Source organism: Bradyrhizobium sp. Pa8, assembly GCF_052588265.1.
This window is the reverse complement of sequence record NZ_CP176767.1, coordinates 5,829,109-5,846,757: the sequence shown is the minus strand read 5'-3', so window position 1 is coordinate 5,846,757 and position 17,649 is coordinate 5,829,109. Positions and strand designations below refer to the sequence as shown.

15 protein-coding genes and 1 pseudogene are annotated in these 17,649 nt (G+C 62.3%); 13 read left to right on the top strand and 3 right to left on the bottom strand.

From position 1 onward, the window contains the following. Nucleotides 1–5 precede the first annotated feature (5 nt). Nucleotides 6–404, bottom strand: coding sequence for a HupE/UreJ family protein (locus ACKWRH_RS27635; protein WP_445216077.1), 399 nt, complete (start codon nucleotides 402–404; stop codon nucleotides 6–8). Between the two features lie 483 nt (nucleotides 405–887). Between ACKWRH_RS27635 and ACKWRH_RS27630 the strand changes: the two genes are divergently transcribed. Continuing rightward, nucleotides 888–2,726, top strand: coding sequence for an ATP-binding protein (locus ACKWRH_RS27630; RefSeq protein ID WP_445216076.1), 1,839 nt, complete (start codon nucleotides 888–890; stop codon nucleotides 2,724–2,726). A gap of 1,357 nt (nucleotides 2,727–4,083) precedes the next feature. Here the strand turns inward: ACKWRH_RS27630 and ACKWRH_RS27625 are convergent. Both ACKWRH_RS27625 and ACKWRH_RS27620 read right to left on the bottom strand, forming a co-directional pair. Next, a complete protein-coding gene (locus tag ACKWRH_RS27625; protein WP_445216075.1) occupies nucleotides 4,084–4,266 on the bottom strand; it encodes a hypothetical protein in 183 nt (60 codons plus the stop codon). 382 nt (nucleotides 4,267–4,648) lie between these two features. After that, nucleotides 4,649–4,801, bottom strand: a complete 153-nt coding sequence (locus ACKWRH_RS27620) for a hypothetical protein (RefSeq protein WP_156527619.1) — start codon at nucleotides 4,799–4,801, stop codon at nucleotides 4,649–4,651. 757 nt (nucleotides 4,802–5,558) lie between these two features. On the opposite strand from ACKWRH_RS27620, the gene ACKWRH_RS27615 reads away from it, so the two are divergent. The 12 genes and pseudogenes from ACKWRH_RS27615 (at nucleotide 5,559) to ACKWRH_RS27560 (ending at nucleotide 17,569) form a co-directional block, all read left to right on the top strand. Beyond that, a complete protein-coding gene (locus ACKWRH_RS27615) occupies nucleotides 5,559–6,149 on the top strand; it encodes an RNA polymerase sigma factor (RefSeq protein ID WP_445216074.1) in 591 nt (196 codons plus the stop codon). Between the two features lie 199 nt (nucleotides 6,150–6,348). Next, on the top strand, nucleotides 6,349–8,286 hold the full coding sequence (locus ACKWRH_RS27610; RefSeq protein WP_445222484.1) for a vWA domain-containing protein: 1,938 nt from the start codon (nucleotides 6,349–6,351) through the stop codon (nucleotides 8,284–8,286). A 293-nt stretch (nucleotides 8,287–8,579) separates the two neighbouring features. Beyond that, nucleotides 8,580–8,744, top strand: a pseudogene (locus ACKWRH_RS27605) (GDP-L-fucose synthase); the annotation flags it as partial. 63 nt (nucleotides 8,745–8,807) lie between these two features. Next, entirely contained in the window at nucleotides 8,808–9,260 is a 453-nt protein-coding gene (locus tag ACKWRH_RS27600) for a DUF2231 domain-containing protein (RefSeq protein ID WP_445216073.1), read from the top strand. Next, on the top strand, nucleotides 9,257–10,591 hold the full coding sequence (locus ACKWRH_RS27595; protein ID WP_445216072.1) for a PQQ-dependent sugar dehydrogenase: 1,335 nt from the start codon (nucleotides 9,257–9,259) through the stop codon (nucleotides 10,589–10,591). The genes ACKWRH_RS27600 and ACKWRH_RS27595 overlap by 4 nt, the downstream gene beginning before the upstream one ends. 10 nt (nucleotides 10,592–10,601) lie before the next feature. After that, a complete protein-coding gene (locus tag ACKWRH_RS27590; RefSeq protein WP_282521087.1) occupies nucleotides 10,602–10,805 on the top strand; it encodes a hypothetical protein in 204 nt (67 codons plus the stop codon). Between the two features lie 360 nt (nucleotides 10,806–11,165). Further along, the gene (locus ACKWRH_RS27585; protein WP_445216071.1) at nucleotides 11,166–12,563 is read left to right on the top strand and encodes an MFS transporter; all 1,398 of its coding nucleotides are present in this window, start codon (nucleotides 11,166–11,168) and stop codon (nucleotides 12,561–12,563) included. 120 nt (nucleotides 12,564–12,683) lie between these two features. Next, nucleotides 12,684–13,526, top strand: coding sequence for a 3-keto-5-aminohexanoate cleavage protein (locus tag ACKWRH_RS27580; RefSeq protein ID WP_445216070.1), 843 nt, complete (start codon nucleotides 12,684–12,686; stop codon nucleotides 13,524–13,526). A 125-nt stretch (nucleotides 13,527–13,651) separates the two neighbouring features. Beyond that, complete coding sequence (locus ACKWRH_RS27575) at nucleotides 13,652–14,857, top strand: MFS transporter (RefSeq protein WP_445216069.1); 1,206 nt, start codon at nucleotides 13,652–13,654, stop codon at nucleotides 14,855–14,857. A 136-nt stretch (nucleotides 14,858–14,993) separates the two neighbouring features. Then, on the top strand, nucleotides 14,994–15,680 hold the full coding sequence (locus tag ACKWRH_RS27570) for an outer membrane protein (RefSeq protein WP_445216068.1): 687 nt from the start codon (nucleotides 14,994–14,996) through the stop codon (nucleotides 15,678–15,680). Nucleotides 15,681–15,899: 219 nt separating this feature from the next. Beyond that, entirely contained in the window at nucleotides 15,900–17,129 is a 1,230-nt protein-coding gene (locus ACKWRH_RS27565) for a CaiB/BaiF CoA transferase family protein (protein WP_445216067.1), read from the top strand. 224 nt (nucleotides 17,130–17,353) lie between these two features. Next, nucleotides 17,354–17,569, top strand: coding sequence for a hypothetical protein (locus ACKWRH_RS27560; protein WP_014494475.1), 216 nt, complete (start codon nucleotides 17,354–17,356; stop codon nucleotides 17,567–17,569). Nucleotides 17,570–17,649: the final 80 nt, after the last annotated feature.

Sequence of the window (17,649 nt, the reverse complement as noted above, 5' to 3'; positions counted from 1 at the left end):
TTTCCTCAGCAACCAGCACGATGCTGAGCGCGATGGCGGCCTCGATGGGGCGGGCCCGGCACACTGACAAAACCGAGCGATGCCGTGGCAAGCGTGAGGCTATACGCGAGGGTGAAAGCCGTCGGGGTCACGATGACGCGGCGTCCGTCGCGAACGAGAATTACCAGTGCCAGAACAAAAAAACAGATGATCGAAACCGAACAGGATATGCTCGACGCCCAGGTGCAAATAGCTGGCCGCGACCTCGCCCGCGTCGGGCGTGGCCTCAACGACGAACGACGTCCGGGTGGGTGTTGGCCGTTCGGCTGCACCGCGCCACCGAATGTTTTGATACGCGCCAGCCAAGAGAAAAACCGCTCGAAGTCGGCTAGTCGTTCTCTCCGCTGAAAGGAACTTGAAAGCATCTACCAGCCGCTGGTGACCAAGCGAACCTTGTCACGCAGCGAGTCAATGTCCCTTGTGAATATCGAACTTCACGGCGCCGTCGTCACGCATCTTTAACAGGAGCGATTGGCAGTCGTCCTGATGCATTATGTTCACGCGCTTCATGATTTCGAAAGTCTTCAGAGGCTTTTCGCGAAGGGCAATTAGATTTTTTCTCGATCAGTCATTGGGGTTCCTTGCATCGGCATCGGCGACGGTACGCGTGGTACAGATCGTCTGCAACGGATGCGTTCGCTTGACGAAGTCCCTTCCGGGTCAAAATGCGAAGAACTCAGAGCGAGCAAAGTCAGTCCACTCCACCCCACCAAGCGGCCCCCAATCGAGGTGTCGCCACTTCGCTGATGGGCTGGGAGCGGACGCTGCCTCGAGTTTGTCATATTCAGGCCACTTGAGGCCTGCGGATGGTTCCGTCAGTATATCTGGAACCTTCGGTAGACCCGCCCATGTCCGACCTCGCGGCAAAAGTCACGAAGATTCAACGAGCGATGCCCGCCGCGTTTGATCCGACGAAGTGGGCAGGCGTCATCACACTCACATTTGCTATCGCTATTGCGTATTTCACCGCTGCGCGGCTTAGCCTCGAATTGCTGACCAAGCCGGAGGGCGTGGCAGTGTTCTGGCCGGCGGCGGGTGTGTCGGCAGGCGCTCTGATCGTCCTGGGGGCCCGCGCGCGACTACCGGTCATCTTCGGCACGATGGCTGCGACCATTTTGGCGAACCTGCTTGGCGATCGAAATCTCTGGGGTGCCATTCTCTTCGGCTGTTGTAATGCTTTCGAGGCCGGGCTCGCGGCATGGCTGATCGACCGTTACCATGGTTCCGGCTTCACGTTGGCCAAGCCGCGCAACGTGATTGCATTGGTCGGGGCAGCATCCGTCGCGACTGCCGTGTCCGGCGTCGGTGGGGCTGTTGTATTCAAGTTCTTTCACAGTGCGACCACTCCGATATGGGTTACCTGGCAGCATTGGTTCGCATCTGACGCACTGGGGATCATCGTCGTTGCGCCATTGCTCATCGAGTTCGCCTCAGCTGCGCGGGACCGGCTGCCCGTGGCCGAGCTTCTGGAGGGCGCTTTAATCGTCGCGATGTTGGCGCTGGTGAGCGCGCTGGCCATTTTCCTGCGTTCGGACCTTCTGGCAAACGTCGGACCAGTCGCTGTCCTTTTTGCGCCGCTGCTATGGCTCGCAGCGCGATGCCGGCCGGTTTTTGCCGCAGCTGCGGCTTTCATCGTCAGTCTTTCAATCGTTTGGACGACGACCTTTGGCATTGGCTATTTCGGCAATCCCACCCTTGCGATAGACGAGCGCGTCGCTGCAGCGCAGGTCAGCATTTTGCTTGTGGCCATCGGCGCATCGCTACTGGCGGCACTGTTTGCCGAAATCCGCGACAAACGGAGGATTGCCGAAGCGGCGCTGCACGCCAGCGAAACCCAGCGCTATCTCATTGAGACGGAGAAACTCGCCGCACTCGGGCGCCTTGTTGCGGGCGTCGCACACGAGCTCAACAGCCCTGTTGGTACTAGCTTGACGGTCGCCTCGACACTTGCACAACGCTGCTCAAGGTTTGCCAATCAGATAATCTCCGGTCCTGTGCGCCGTTCGTCCCTCTCGGAATTTGTCGACAGCAACCGCGACGCCGCCAACCAGCTGGTTGCCAATCTGGAGCGCGCTGGCAAGCTGATTCAGGCGTTCAAGCAAGTTGCCGTCGATCGCAATCTTGCAGATCGCCGCAGCTTTGACCTCAGGATTGCAACCGAGCAAATCGTGGCCAGCGTCGTTCCCGGTCTGCCTAAACCTCGCGGTCCCCTGGCGCTCGATATTCCCCCCGACATCATCATGGTGAGCTATCCGGGCGCTTACGGTCAAGTGTTGACGAACCTGATCTTCAATGCCGTTACCCACGGTTTTGCTGACCGATCTTGCGGCGACATGTTGATTGAGGCAGCCCGCATCGGCAGCGACTTCGTGGAGATTACTTTTTCTGATGACGGAATTGGCATTTCGGAGGATGCCCAGCGACACGTGTTCGATCCTTTCTTCACCACGCGACGGGCGAAGGGCAGTACCGGGCTCGGCCTTCACATCGTCCATAACCTCGTGACCGAGCAACTGGGCGGCCGTATCAGGCTGGTTTCCGCCTTTGGGAAGGGGACTTCGATCTCTATGACACTTCCGCTGGTCGCCCCTGGAAACGAAAGGCCAATCGGCGCAGCGGGTGCGATAAATGATGATCGATCAGCAGATCTGCGATCAGAACCGAGGAAAAGGGATTCAGCTATGTGATCGCTTCCATCTCGTTCCATGTCTCGCATTCACTGGATATCGCCCGAGTAAAATGCGGTTGCACACATCACCCTTCAAATTTGCTCGTGAGAAGTGCCACGGGCGCAAGACGAGCGTGCTTGCTGTGCAGATCGCGGTCGGGCGCAGGCACCGATAGTGGCGCCTCGAGGTCCCTCGGCATTGCTTCTTGTGAGTTGGGCATATCCGGCCCTCAGAGAGTCGATCTCCTCCTGTCCCGCTCCGTCGCTGGGGCAGGGGGCTGAATAGCGATGGAGCGGGAGTCGAAGGCTTCGATAGTACCAACGCTAGAAATCGACCGAGGTCCTCGACGCGCTAGTTGCAAGCTCGATTCTAGCCTGTTGGCGGCCGATGCTGGCACCATTCGTTCAGACTAAAGCTTGGATTTGGATCGGCACGTCGGGCGAAGATCTGCGCTGCGTCGCACGACCTCGGCGAATTCTAACGGGTGTTGCAGCCAAACAATTCCCAAAATCACATTGCGGCCCCAATATCAACGCTAGCCGGTCAGGATTCGACCAGCGTTGACTGGCTAGGCCCGGCACACTTATCGGCGGGGGCAGTGTGCCGGGCCGCCGACGCGGGGTGCATTGCCGTGGAAAGCTCGAGGAAATCGATCGGTCGGCTTCGTTGGGTCGTAGACAGCGATCGCGAGGAGTTCGCTAGTTTTGAGACGGGGCGCCATTCCGATGGTGTCAGCGGGAACGATGCCGAACGAGAGGCATCTTCACTCAGTGAGCGCGTTTTGATGAATCTAGCGCTGATCCGTGCGTACGAAGCCAAGAACAACTAGCTGCAGGTATTTGCTCGAAGGGGCAATAGCGGAGGCGGAGTGCGGTTCAGCGACTGCGCCTCGCATTTACGATCTACGTCATCTACGCAGCCGCTCGCTCTTCCTTGTTCGCTCAACGAATTACGGTCTTGAGCGCGTTACCCGGCCAACGGCCGTTTCCGACAAACGATGACTTCCAGAGGGACAAGCGTGAAAGCCTCCGCCACCAAGGCTGCCTTACCGTCGACAGCGCCCCCTCGAGGTGCGCGGCTCTCGCTTGGGCAGGGTATGCTCACGCTCTTGCGGGTGCCATCTCACCTGTCGCGATGCGCCTGCGCGCACGCAGTTGGGGTCTGCGACCCCACGGCGGTCAAGGGCAATGCAAGCGCCGCAGGCGGCGCCCTTGAGCGCCTTCCCCCGCTCATTGGCGCGTGCCTAGTCCGGTTGCTTGCGCAACCGGCAAGCAAGACCATGAATTCCGATCGTGTTTGGGCAGTTTAAGGTTGGAGCGTCAGGTCGCCCGATGATTGATAGCAGCAAGCTCAAACCGTAGCAGCCATCATCTCGTCAGGTGAATTCAGCGTGCTTAGCTGCGGCGTCGTAGATCTTGATTTGGATTGCCGGGAACCGGTCTTTCAGCTCGATGGCCGCTCTGTGCGCGCCTTCTCTGGTGGAGAAGGTCATTTTCGTGTGGCCATCTACAATGATCGCGAACCCTTCGAGCGGAAGGTCGTGTAGGCGCTGGTGCATGATCGTTGAATATCCCCCGTATCGTAAGGATTTGGCGTGAGGCGCGCGGATTGTTCAAGCGAGGGAGTTGTCTAGCGCTCCAATGCCTGGCTCATAGGCGAGGCGTGGTGACGTGGACCCTAGAGAGTTGGCGTTTATGGAGCGACGAAGTACGCTTGGTCCGCACCCAGCAGTCGAGGGGCACCGACCGGTTGAAGCCTTCTTTCACGGCGTTTCGGTCGTGCTAAAGGACGGAGTGTCGTGCTGATCGTGCGGAAAGGCGCGGCGCCGGCCGCAGGTGCTGTACCAGTACAGAGCCTGAGGCCGATCGGTGGCCTTACGTTTGAATCGGCTCGAGACTTAGATCGCCGCGTGAAGCGACCGAAAAGGATAGAATAAGAGCTCAGTCCGACAAGCGCCGGATAGCGACGATGCGCCAGCGAGCTCCATCGAACCATTTCTCCGCAGCGCTGCGAGCCGAGTCCTCGTTCAGAGCTTTGAGGTCGGTCTTCAGGTTCCGCTCGCCGTCGGCGAGCTGAATTCGAAACATTGCCATTTGCGACTCCCTTATTTTCGGGGAGGTTGGCGTCGCATGCTTAATGAAGGGTTAATGGCAGCCCGGTCGTCATTCTGACAATTGAAAATATTGCAATGATTTCAATAGGTAGAATGTGCTGGAAATGTCAGAGCCGTTGAGGAAAGCACTAGCATAATTTGAGACTTCCAAGCTGAATACGAGGGTTCGATTCCCTTCACCCGCTCCAAATTTTTGAGGATTTAGCGAGAGGGGTCAGATTTCATTCTGACAAATCGGCTGCTTGCACGTTCTGATGCTCGCTTTCCGATCGACCGTTTCGCGCCTCTCTTAATAGCTTTCGTATTCCCCGCACTGGAAAAGAACCGCGAAAGGCAACCAGTTAGAATCCCGGTTTGCGACCCCCTCCTAGCTTCGCCGTATGCGACCGGCTGAAGCGAGGCTAATTGGACCGCGCCGCGCCGACCCGCCTGGAAATCCTGGGCATGGTCGCCCGGACCGTGTTCGCCGCCGCGATGCTTGCGTTGCTGCCGCCACAGAGCGCTGTAAGGCCCTGGTGTTGTGCCGTCCGGAATTTTTTCAAACCTGGCCCAAGGACTCCGGCGTCTCGTTCGTCTCAATTCGTGAATGCCCGGAAAATCTCCTCCCGGCGCCCCGGCTTATGGGTGGAACTACTATGGTAAAGCGCATGCGGTCGCGGTCCAGGACGGGACTGCCCGGGGGACCGGGTAACGGTCCCAATTGTTTTGCTCAATCCTGTCGGCTTTGAGGAAAGGGCATGGGGGGCGCCATTCAGCTTATGACCGCAGAGGTGACTGAGCCGCCGGATGGCGGCGCCACGGATGACGACCTCGTCAGTCTGGCCACGCAGGGCAACCGTGCTGCATTCGAAGCCTTGTTGCGGCGTCACTACGACCTCATGCACCGCGTCGCGTGGCGCATGACCGGCTCCCAGACCGACGCGCAGGACATTTGTCAGGATGTCTGCTGCGCGCTCGTGGAACGGATCGGTTCTTTCAGGGGGGAGGCGAAGTTCACAACCTGGCTGGTCGGTATCGTGCGCAACGCCTGCCATGACCACCATCGGCGTCATTCGACGTTGACGCGCCTGAAAGGCCATCTCGCCGTTCTTGCCGAAATGGCGGCGCCGCCGGATGGCCGGGATCTGTTTCGTCGCAGCTGGCTCGCGAGCGAGCTGGCGCGGCTTTCGCCGCTGCTGCGGGAGACGGTCGTGCTTGTGGTCGGTGAAGGCATGACGCACGCGGAGGCGGCCACAGCCCTGGGCGTCTCCGAGTCGACGATCTCCGGGCGCATGCACGAAGTGAGGCGACAGGCGGGTCTCGCGAAGGACATCGGCGATGAGTACTGAGCACAACATCATGCGTTTGCCCGACCCTCCGTCGCCTGCGCCGGACACGCGTGCCGCGGCTGTGCAAGAGGCGCTGCTGCGCTTCGATCAAAAAAGCGCCGAGGAAAAAAACGCCGACGACGGCCAAGGAATGCCGACCGACATCCGTCTCATCGAGCGAACCGCCGCGCCCTTGCGGCCGTCACGCGAGAGGCTTGTCATGAAGCGTACGCGATATCTCCTGGCCGCCAGCCTGGCCTGTATTGTTGCCGGATCGGGCACCTATCTCCATCTCATGCAGTCGCCGCAGCTGCAGGACGTCGCTGCGCCCGTCGAACAGAAGATGGCGAGCAACGACGTCGCTCAAGCTCCTTCGACAGTGCAAGCAAAGAAGGAAAGCGAAAGCCAGGCCCAGCCGCAAACGCAAATCCAAACCGCCACTCAGGCCGGAAAGCCCAGCCAGGAAACCGCCGCGCCTTCGGCTGCCGCGGCGCCGCCTCCCGTCAAGCCGCGCGTGGAAAATCTGATTGCCAGCCGGGACGCTCCGAGGGCGCCTCCCGCGACGGCGTCGAGGGCTCCCATGCAGTGGGCACCGTCAGAAATGTACGCTCTTAGAGGCCGGAACGATCAAATGCACGCGCGCTCGCCGTCTGCGTTGCTGCTGTCGCAGGTCGAAGTCTTTCGGGACCAGCGCGAGCGTGTTCCTGCTATGTCCGAGCCTGTCGGCCACGACAAGTTTGCGAATGCGCCGGAAAACGCCTTCAAGGTCGCGCGCGATGCACCCGTCTCGACATTCTCCATTGATGTCGATACGGCGTCGTACGCGTTCGTCCGCGCACAGCTCAACCGCAATGTCCTGCCGCCGGCCGCGTCCGTTCGGACCGAGGAGCTGATCAATTACTTTCCCTATGCCTATGAAGCCCCCGCATCGGCGAGCGAACCGTTCCGGGCCAACGTTGCCGTGTTTCCGAACCCCTGGGCTGAAGGCCGCAAGCTCATTCGCATTGGCGTCAAAGGCTATGCGCTGCAACAGACGAGCCGACCGCGCGCGAATCTCGTTTTCCTGATCGATACATCGGGCTCGATGGCGCCTCAGAACCGGTTGCCGCTCGTGAAGCAGTCGCTCGCCATGCTCGTTACCCAGCTGAAACCCGAGGACCGCATCGCGATCGTGACCTATGCCGGAAATGCCGGCACGGCGCTCGATCCCACTTCCGTGTCCGAGAAAGCGAAAATCCTGGCGACGATCGATCGGCTCGAGGCGGGTGGCAGCACGGCGGGTGCCGAAGGCATCAGGCAAGCCTATGCGCTTGCAGAGCAGAACTTTGACGCCAGCGGCGTCAATCGTGTCATCCTCGCCACCGATGGCGACTTCAATGTCGGAATTACGAACAAGGATGAATTGAAAGGTTTCGTCGAGCGTCAACGCGAAAAGGGCATTTTCCTGTCTGTGCTCGGCGTTGGTGCCGGCAATTACAACGACGCGCTGGCGCGGACGCTGGCGCAGAACGGCAACGGCGTCGCCGCCTACATTGATACGATCAACGAGGCACGCAAGGTGCTGGTCGAAGAGGCAAGTTCGACGCTGTTTCCGATCGGCAAGGATGTGAAGATCCAGGTCGAGTTCAATCCGGCAACCGTCGCCGAATATCGGCTCATCGGCTACGAGACGCGACTTCTCAATCGCGACGATTTCTCAAATGACAAAGTCGATGCCGGCGACGTCGGCTCGGGGCAAACCGTGACGGCGCTCTACGACATCGTGCCTGTCGGCGGGCCTCGCGTAGTCGACAATCTTCGATACGGTGCGCAAGCCCCGGCGAGCGATTCACCGTCGCCGGCCGAATATGCCTTCGTCAAGATCCGCTACAAGCTGCCGCGATCCGATCAAAGCGTGCTGGTCAGCACCCCCGTCGATCGCGCATCGGAACACGGCCGCTTCGAGGACGCGCCACTCGATGCCCGCTTTGCAACCAGTGTTGCCGCGTTCGGCGAGATTCTACGTGGCGGAAAGCACACCGGCCGGTTCGGCTATGACGACGTGCTCCGTATCGCCTCGGCCGCGCGCGGCGACGATCCTTACGGCTATCGCTCCGAGTTCCTTCAGTTGGTGCGCGCGGCCAAAACTGCGAGCGCAATGCAGCCGTTGCGACCGTGATCACTTTTCGATTTAGGCCAGCGCGCCCATTCGGCATCGACAGGAAGCGGAGCAAAAGTTGCTTCCGCTTCCAGCCCTCCGAACCCGATGCGAAGCCATCAAGGCCGGAAAATTCGTGCCGCCACTGGTTGGCCCAGGCGCCACACCGTGGACGCGCCGCTCGTGACGACCAAAGTTCACAGGTCGGTGAGCCTTGGGTGGAATTGTTTTGGCGACGGTGTTGGTAGGGGCAGCAAGGGTGCTGCACTCGACACAGGAGTGCCAACACAGCGACACGAGCCAGCTATGACTGCGGCGAGATCAGTTTCGATAGCTCGCGTCCCGATGGAACGCCGCGCAAACTGCTCGACGTCAGGCGTCTCGAAAAGCTCGGCTGGCGCGCCGGGACGTCGCTTCACGATGGCTTGAGGCGCGCCTATGCGGCGTATCACGCCTTGCCGGTGGCGGCGCGAGAGTAGGAACCTTCACCGCAAGCAAGAGTTGGCCGGTCGGGCAGGGCGAAAAGCCACACGAGGCCGACCGTGCAAGAAGCCGTGCGCGTGCGCTCCACCGCGCAAATCGCGGGTCATCCGATTCATCCGATGCTGGTGCCGATACCGATCGCATGCTTCATCGGGGCATTGCTGACCGACATTGCCTATGTCGTCAGCGCCGAGATCATGTGGGCGGATTTCTCCGCCTGGCTTCTGGTGGTCGGCGTCATCTTCGGCGTGCTGGCGGCGATCGCCGGCCTGACCGATTTCCTCGGCAATCGCCTGGTGCGGGCGCAGGCTCCGGCCTGGCCGCATCTGATCGGCAACGCCGTGGCGCTGATCCTGGCGATCGTCAATGTGCTGATCCACACGCGTGATGGCTGGACCTCGGTGTGGCCGACCGGGCTCATTCTTTCGGTGATCACCGTCCTGATCCTGCCGGTCACCGGCTGGCTCGGCTGGGCGATGGTGTACCGCCACGGCGTCGGAGTTGCGCGATGACGTCCTTGCTTGTCCGCACATTGCTGTGCTCTTCGCTTCTGTGTCTCGCCGGTTGCGATGACGGCAGCGGTGATCCCAAAGCGCAGATCGGCGCCAATCCGAAGCTGCCTGAGATTCAGCAATATCTGCTGCCGCCGATGCACATCGCGCGCATCGTCGGGTGGAAGAAGGACGAGACGCCGACGGTTGCACAGGGCTTGCAGGCCAAGGCATTCGCGACGGGCCTGCAGCATCCGCGCTTCCTTTACGTACTTCCCAACGGCGACGTGCTGGTCGTGGAATCCAAGGCGCCGAAGGGTGCCGCGATCAAGCGGCCCAAGGAGATCGTGATGGGCTATGTCGAGTCCTGGGCGACCTCCGGCGGCGATACGGGCCCGAGCAACCGCATCACGCTGCTGCGCGACACCAACGGCGACGGCGTGCCGGACACGCAAAGCGTCTTCCTCGACCATCTCAACTCGCCGTTCGGCGTAGCGCTGGTCGGCAACGACCTCTACGTCGCCAACACCGATGCGATCGTGAAATATCCCTACACGGAGGGCGATACGAAAATCACCGCACCGGGCACGGTGCTGACGCCGCTGCCGGGCGGGCCGATCGACCATCACTGGACCAAGAGCCTGGTCGCTAGCCCCGATGGCTCGAAACTCTATGCCGGCGTCGGCTCCAACAGCAACATCACCGAGAACGGCATGGAGGCCGAGCACAATCGCGCCGCCATCCTCGAGGTCGATCGCGCCAGCGGCCGCTGGCGCATCTTTGCGAGCGGCTTGCGCAATCCCAATGGGCTGAGCTTCGAGCCGCAGACCGGCGCGCTGTGGACGGTAGTGAACGAGCGTGACGAGCTCGGTCCCGATCTCGTCCCCGACTACATGACGTCGGTGAAGGACGGCGGCTTCTACGGCTGGCCCTACAGCTATTACGGCCAGCACGTCGATCCCCGCGTCAAGCCGCAGCGGCCCGACCTCGTCGCCAAGGCCATCGTGCCGGACTACGCGCTGAGCTCGCATGTCGCGCCGCTCGGGATGGCTTTCAACACCGGCACGAGCCTTCCGGCAGCTTACCGCGGCGGCGCCTTCGTCGGCGAGCACGGCAGCTGGAACCGGCAGGTGCTGAACGGCTACGAGGTCGTGTTCGTGCCGTTCGCAGACGGCAAGCCGAGTGGACCTGCGCAGGACGTCGTCACCGGGTTCCTCAACAGTGACAATCAGGCACGCGGCCGTCCCGTCGGCGTCGCCATCGACAAGACCGGCGCACTGCTGGTTGCCGACGACAGTGGCAACACCGTGTGGCGGGTGACGGCAGCCCATCCGCAGGTCACGCAGCGATAGGAGTTGGACGATGGGCCTTGCTCAATACGCGATCGTGCCGGTCGAGGACGAATGGGGCGTGCTGCATGACGGCGATGTCAAAAGCAAATACGCGACGAAGGAAGCTGCGTTCGAGTCGGCAGTTGCCGCGGCCTCGCTGGCGCTTCGCCAGGGCCATGAGGTTCACGTCAGCGTGCCCGGGCGCGAGCCGGGAGAGACCGCGCTGGGAAGCTAACTTCGGCTAACTTCGTCACCTCAGCCGCCTGCGCCCCGCGGGCGATCGACGACACGCTCTATTCGCGCGACCCCTCAATCCGCGTGACTGATTTCCCGTGACTGCATGTCGAGCCGGTCCGCGCGCGTGACCGCTAAGGCGGAGGCGAGCGCCCCGCGCGAAAATAACATCATGTTAGGTTTATCGCATAACTGGGTAATTGTGTTAGCCCGGCGAAAGCCTATTGTCGCAACCAATCGCATACCCATCGGCAGTGACAAGCGCTCGCGGAAGTCGGCAGAGCGCCCGGAGAATGCTGCCCAATTTCCAGCGAAGCCCGACAACGGGACGTCAGCAAACCCAGTGGAGGAATTTTCTGCGATGACCACGACTCGCGCGATCCATCACATGAGTCAGTCCAGGAAGGCTGCTGCGAGCGGCTGGATCGGTTCGGCTCTCGAATATTATGACTTCTTCATCTACGCGACCGCCGCGTCGCTGATCTTCCCGCAAATCTTCTTCCCGTCGGAAAATCCCACCGTCGCCATCGTCGCATCGCTGGCGACCTATGGCGTGGGATATGTGGCCCGGCCGATCGGTGCCTTCGTTCTCGGACATTGGGGCGACACCCATGGCCGCAAGACCGTTCTCATCGTCTGCATGTTCCTGATGGGCATCTCGACGATGGCGGTGGGTATCCTGCCGACCTATCAGCAGGTCGGCATCCTGGCGCCGATCCTGCTCGTCATCCTGCGCCTCGTGCAGGGATTTGCCGTGGCCGGTGAAATCTCCGGCGCGAGCTCGATGATCCTGGAGCATGCGCCGTTCGGCCGGCGCGGCTTCTATGCCAGTTTCGCCCTTCAGGGCGTGCAGGCCGGACAAATCCTCGCGGCAGCCGTCTTCCTGCCGCTGGCGGCCTATATGCCGACCGACGCATTCAACAGCTGGGGATGGCGGATTCCGTTCCTGCTCAGCTTCTTCGTCATCGTCGCAGGCTACATCATTCGTCGCGAAGTCGACGAGACCCCTGCGTTCGCCCGGGAGGGCGAGCGGGGCGAGACGCCGCGGGCGCCCATCGTTCAGGCCATCAAGCTGAGCTGGCGCGACATGCTCAGGGTCATCTGCATGGCTCTGATGAACGTCATTCCGGTGGTTGCGACCATCTTCGGTGCGGCCTACGCAGTGCAGCCGGCCTATGGCATCGGTTTTGCCAAGGACGTCTATCTGTGGATCCCGGTGCTCGGAAACATGCTGGCGGTGTTCGTCATTCCCTTCGTCGGCAACCTCTCCGACAAAGTCGGCCGCAGGCCTCCGATCATCGTCGGCGCGCTTCTCTCCGGCTTGCTCGCCTTCGGTTATCTCTATGCCATCAGCATCAGGAATGTGCCGCTCGCGATCCTGCTGTCGCTCCTGATGTGGGGTGTGGTCTACCAGGGCTACAACGCGATCTTCCCGAGCTTCTACCCGGAGCTGTTTCCGACCCGCACTCGGGTGTCGGCGATGGCGATCTCGCAGAACATCGGAACGACCATCACCGCGTTGCTTCCGGCCTTGTTTGCGACCGTGGCGCCTCCCGGCTCGGACAATATCCCCTTGACGGTGGGGGCGATCGCCTTCGGTATCACTGTCATCGCGGCGCTGGCGGCCGTCACGGCCCGGGAGACCTATCGGGTCAGTATCGACGATCTCGGCAATCCCAAGGCCGTTCCGATGCCGCGGGCCGACTATGAGCGGCAGCGTGCGGAGGCGGCGAACGGTGCGGCCGCAATTCCGACCTGAAGGGCACGCAAGGAGCCTGCTGCTGCGATCGATGATGTTTGCAGCGGCAGGGCTCGATGCGGTACGAGATTGCGATTCGAATTTTTGTGCGCGCGAGCACGATCATCATGAGGTCAAGGGATGAACCCCGTTGTTGTTGCTGTCGCCATCACCGGCTCCGTTCCGCGCAAGAAGGACAATCCGGCGGTGCCGATCTTGCCGTCCGAGCAGATCGAGTCGACGCAGGAGGCCTTCGAGGCCGGCGCCACGCTTGCCCATATCCATGTTCGAAACGATGACGAGACGCCGTCCTCCGACCCTGCGCGTTTCGCGCAGGTGCAGGAGGGGATAAAAAAGCGTTGTCCGGGGATGATCGTTCAGTTCTCGACCGGCGGGCGCGGCCGCGATCCCTCGGCGCGGGGATCGTCGCTTTACCTGAAGCCCGACATGGCCTCGCTGTCGACAGGGTCGGTGAACTTTCCGACGATCGTCTACGAGAACAGCGCCGCCCTGGTCGACACCCTCGCCACCGGCATGAAGGCGGGTGACATCCGGCCGGAAATCGAGATCTTCGATCTGTCGCATCTGCATGGCGCGCGTCGCCTGATCGAGGCAGGGCTGATCGACGCGCGCCCGCACGTGCAATTCGTCATGGGCGTCAAGAATGCGATGCCGGCCGACGAGCATGTCCTCGACATCCTCCTGGGAGAGCTGAAGCGGCTGATCCCGAAAGCGACGTGGACGGCGGCCGGGATCGGACGCCATCAGGCCGAGGTCATGGGCTGGGCGCTTGCGCGGGGCGCCGACGCGGTGCGCACCGGACTCGAGGACAATATCAGGATCGACAAGGCGCGCCTCGCCGCCAGCAACGCCGAGCTCGTGACCATCGCCGCCGAGGCTGTCGCGCGCCACGGCCGGCGCATCGCGACCGCGGCCGAGGCGCGATCCGTGCTCGGGATTGCAGGGGCTACTGCCTCCTGCTGACATGCTCCCGGCCGCCTTCTGCCATTCGGCGGCCGGCGTTCCGCTGCGACAGGACTTCCGTTATCAAGACTCCCGCTATGACGTGTCTGTGCGCAGGCATGCAGCTGGGGCGGGCGACGATCGGAATGCGGTTCTTGAAATCTGACGGCAGGCTCATCGGGGTCCTGCTGGTGCTTGCAATCACCCAGCTCATTGGATGGGGCACGATCGGTCTTCCGCCCATCGTCGGCCGTGACCTCGCGGCCGATCTGGGCATGAGTCTGCCGATGGTGTTTGCGGGCACCTCGACGCTTTATGTCACCATGGGCCTGTGCGCGCCTTGGCTCGCCAAGGCTTTTGCGCGGCACGGCGCGCGCAAGGTGATGATGGTGGGCACCGTCGTGGCCGTGCCGGGCTATGTCCTTCTGTATTTTGCGCGCGAGCCGATGCTCTATTTCGTGGCCTGGGTCATCCTCGGCATGGGCGGCAGCGCCACACTGTCGACCGGCGCCTATATCATGCTCAACGAGGTCGCCGGGCGACAGGCCAAGAGCGCGATTGGCGCGCTCATGCTGGTCACGGGACTGTCCGGCAGCATCTTCTGGCCGACCACCTCATTCCTGAGCGGCCATTTCGGTTGGCGCGGCACCTGCCTCGTCTACGCCGCCATGCTGTTTCTCGTTTCGCTTCCGCTTTACGCTTTCGCAACTCCGCGCCGGGCCGTCGCGAAGGAGGGGGGCACCGCTCCCGCAAAACAAGCCAATACGCTGTCGATTCCGCGGAGCACGTTCGGCCTCGTCGTCGCCGCGATCACCGTCAATGCCTTCGTCACTTTCGGCCTGAGTGCCGTTTTCATCGAATTGCTGCGGGCCGAGGGGCTGGCGCCGGCGCAGGCGATCGCCTTCGGCTCGATGCTTGGCGTGATCCAGGTCAGCGCCCGCGGGCTCGATTTCCTCGGCGGCGGGCGCTGGGACGGCATTACGACGGGGCTTGTCGCCGGCACGGCGCTGCCCGTGGCCATGCTGCTCTTGATGCTGAGCGAGGGGGCGACCTGGGCGGTCGCGGTCTTCATCCTGCTCTACGGCGCCGGCAGCGGCGCCATGGCGGTGGCGCGGGCGACGATCCCGCTGGTGTTCTACGATCAGGCCGAGTTCGCCAAGGCGTCGTCAATGATCGCGCTCCCGCTCAATCTCGCCTCCGCCATCTCGCCGCCCGTTCTTGCCGGCCTGCTCACCCAGTTCGGCAGCCGCGGCGCGCTCGGTCTCACCTTCGTCTGTTCCTGTGCGGCCGTGATGATCCTGCTTCTGCTCAGCCGCCGCCGTCCGCACGCGGCCGCGGCCGGTGCGGTGTGAGGTCGGCGGCACGTCGGTTGCCGCGAGTTGCCGGTCGCTTCCTATTCGTTTTCACCGAGTGTCGCCCGGCCGCCACAGCAAAAGCGGGGGGAACCCGCTAGAGTTGGAATCGTCATCCCATGGGCTGGAATTTGCAATGAAACGCACGCTGATCTGCCTCGCCGCGCTGGCCTGCTCCGCCGTCGCTGCAGATGCTGCCGACTTGCCCGTTAAGGCAGTGCGCTCTGTCGCCGTGTCGCCCTTCGCATGGACTGGCTTCTATGCAGGTGTCCAAGGTGGTTACGCGTGGAGCCAGGATCGCACTGTCGAATTCTTCTTGGGCGGGCCTCCGACCGGCTTCACGCATGGGTTCCGCGCGGACGGCGGCTTCGGCGGTGTCCATGTGGGCTACAACCATCAATTGGACAGGCTCGTTGTTGGCCTTGAGGCCGATGTAGACGTGGGCCCGGTGAACGGCGGATTTAACATCCCGTTTTTCCGATACGACGCGCGCAAGGAGTGGGAGGCCTCCGTTCGCGGACGGCTCGGCTTTACACCGACTGAGCGCCTGCTGCTCTATGTGACGGGTGGCTTGGCGTTCACCGAGCTGAAGTACCGGTGGACGTCGACATTGGCAGTTCCCACGGTGGATGCCGACATTTCGAAGACCGGATGGACCGCAGGCGTCGGCGGAGAAGCGGCGCTGACCAATCGGGTTACGGCGCGCCTGGAATATCGCTATAGCGATTTCGGCACGTCCCGCTTCGACTGGCCCGACGTCGGGAGCTACGAACAGCATCCTCGCTTCCAGTCCGTGCGCGGTGGAATCAGCGTCAGGTTCTAGCCGTCATCAGCGGCGCGGATCGCCGTGGCGGAGCGCCGGCGCCGGCGTGATAGCCGTGGCGCGGAAATTCGCCCGCCGCAGGGCCGCTCCTGCTGCCGGGCGATGGATAGCCGTATGCCCCGAACGCAGTGCTCAGAACTCCAAAATGGTGTATCCGCAGGGAGCGCGGCCAGGGCTTAAGGCCGCCGCGCCAATATCCAGTTCCCGGAGGAAATCGATATGTCGGCCTTGCCGCTCTCAGGCATCAAGATCCTTGACCTCACCCGCGTGCTGGCCGGGCCCCTGTCGGCCCAGATGCTGGGCGATCTCGGCGCGGAGGTGATCAAGATCGAGCGGCCGGGCACCGGCGACGACGCGCGCGCCTTCGGCCCGCCTTATCTGACCGATCCCGAGGGCAAGGCCAACAACAACAACTCGTTCTACCTCTGCGCCAACCGCAACAAGAAGTCGGTCACCGTCAACATCGCCAAGCCCGAGGGGCAGGCGATCATCCGCGCGCTCGCCAAGGATGTCGACGTCTTCATGGAGAACTACAAGGTCGGCGATCTCAAGCGCTACGGCCTCGACTACGAGACGATCAAGGCGATCAACCCCGGCATCATCTATTGCTCGGTGACCGGCTTCGGCCAGACCGGCCCGTACGCGCGGCGCGCCGGCTATGACGCGATCCTGCAGGCAATGGGCGGCCTGATGAGCGTCACCGGCCATATCGACGGCGAGCCCGGCGAGGGTCCGATGAAGGTCGGCCCGTCGATCGTCGACTACATGACCGGCATGAACACCTCGATCGGGATTCTCTCGGCGCTGTACCATCGCGACGCCAATGACGGGCAGGGACAGCACATCGACGTCTGCCTGTTCGACACGGTCATCGCATCGCTGTCGCATTGGCTGCAGATCTACCTCGTCAATGGCAAGATGCCGCCGCGCCGCGGCACCTGGGGCAATGGCGGCATGCCGGCCGGCGTGTTCCGCTGCACCGACGGCGAGCTGATGCTGGTGGTCGGCAATGACGGCCAGTTCCAGCGCACCTGCGCCGTGCTTGGCGAGCCGGAGCTCGCCAACGACAAGCGCTTCATCAAGAACAACGACCGCGTCGTGCACGGCAAGGAGATCATGGCGATCTTCGCCGGCCTGTTCCTGAAGAAGCCGGTGGCCTACTGGCTCGAAAAGCTGGAGGAGGCCGGCGTCCCGTCGGGCCCGATCAACAATTTCGAGCAGGTGTTTTCCGATCCGCACGTCCAGTCGCGCGGCATGCGGGTGAAGGTCGATCATCCGTTCGAGCCCGATCTCTCGCTGATCCGCAACGCGCTGACCCTCTCGGAGACCCCGATCGAGAATTACCGCGCTCCGCCGCTGCTGGGCGAGCACACCCAGGAGGTGCTCGGCGGCAAGCTCGGCTATGATGCCGGCAAGATCGAGCAGCTGAAGCAGCAGGGAATCATCTAGCTTCGCTTCCTGATCCTCCCAAGGGCGCGCCGGCGAAGACCAATGCGGAGCTGGCGCGCATGCGACAGCGATCCTGACCGGCCTGGGACGACGGTTGCGCCATGCTCGGCCTTGCGCGAGGCTTGCGCGCAATCCCCAGATAAACCCGGTCCGTACTCGCACAGGCTTCCGCTTTGCGCCCGACTCTGGTGCGATGCTCCCGACGCAAGTCCGGGAGGGAACGCATGTCCTACACGATCGGGTTTCAGGCCAAGGACCAGAAGGCAATTCTGGCGACCGAAGCAGCAACGGCCAATCAGGCCGTCGCCATCATTGCCGCGCTTCGGCAAAGCGCCGACGAAATAAAGTTCATCCGCTCGCCCCAGGAAGGCGAGATGGGCATCGAGATGCTGCTGCTGCTCGCCAAGGAAGAGGCCGAGGAGATGCCGCAGCGGGTGTAACCCGCTGCCACGACCACACTTCGATCAGAAGCGAAGCATGCCGGCTGCAAAATAATCTAGCAAGGCGCCAGTCTCGCTCG

Excerpts from the sequence above, each read along its gene's own strand:
- ACKWRH_RS27635 (WP_445216077.1), bottom strand. The coding sequence starts at position 404 with ATGCTTTCAAGTTCCTTTCAGCGGAGAGAACGACTAGCCGACTTCGAG.
- ACKWRH_RS27630 (WP_445216076.1), top strand. The coding sequence starts at position 888 with ATGTCCGACCTCGCGGCAAAAGTCACGAAGATTCAACGAGCGATGCCC.
- ACKWRH_RS27625 (WP_445216075.1), bottom strand. The coding sequence starts at position 4,266 with ATGCACCAGCGCCTACACGACCTTCCGCTCGAAGGGTTCGCGATCATT.
- ACKWRH_RS27620 (WP_156527619.1), bottom strand. The coding sequence starts at position 4,801 with ATGGCAATGTTTCGAATTCAGCTCGCCGACGGCGAGCGGAACCTGAAG.
- ACKWRH_RS27615 (WP_445216074.1), top strand. The coding sequence starts at position 5,559 with ATGGGGGGCGCCATTCAGCTTATGACCGCAGAGGTGACTGAGCCGCCG.
- ACKWRH_RS27610 (WP_445222484.1), top strand. The coding sequence starts at position 6,349 with ATGAAGCGTACGCGATATCTCCTGGCCGCCAGCCTGGCCTGTATTGTT.
- ACKWRH_RS27595 (WP_445216072.1), top strand. The coding sequence starts at position 9,257 with ATGACGTCCTTGCTTGTCCGCACATTGCTGTGCTCTTCGCTTCTGTGT.
- ACKWRH_RS27590 (WP_282521087.1), top strand. The coding sequence starts at position 10,602 with ATGGGCCTTGCTCAATACGCGATCGTGCCGGTCGAGGACGAATGGGGC.
- ACKWRH_RS27585 (WP_445216071.1), top strand. The coding sequence starts at position 11,166 with ATGACCACGACTCGCGCGATCCATCACATGAGTCAGTCCAGGAAGGCT.
- ACKWRH_RS27580 (WP_445216070.1), top strand. The coding sequence starts at position 12,684 with ATGAACCCCGTTGTTGTTGCTGTCGCCATCACCGGCTCCGTTCCGCGC.
- ACKWRH_RS27575 (WP_445216069.1), top strand. The coding sequence starts at position 13,652 with ATGCGGTTCTTGAAATCTGACGGCAGGCTCATCGGGGTCCTGCTGGTG.
- ACKWRH_RS27570 (WP_445216068.1), top strand. The coding sequence starts at position 14,994 with ATGAAACGCACGCTGATCTGCCTCGCCGCGCTGGCCTGCTCCGCCGTC.
- ACKWRH_RS27565 (WP_445216067.1), top strand. The coding sequence starts at position 15,900 with ATGTCGGCCTTGCCGCTCTCAGGCATCAAGATCCTTGACCTCACCCGC.
- ACKWRH_RS27560 (WP_014494475.1), top strand. The coding sequence starts at position 17,354 with ATGTCCTACACGATCGGGTTTCAGGCCAAGGACCAGAAGGCAATTCTG.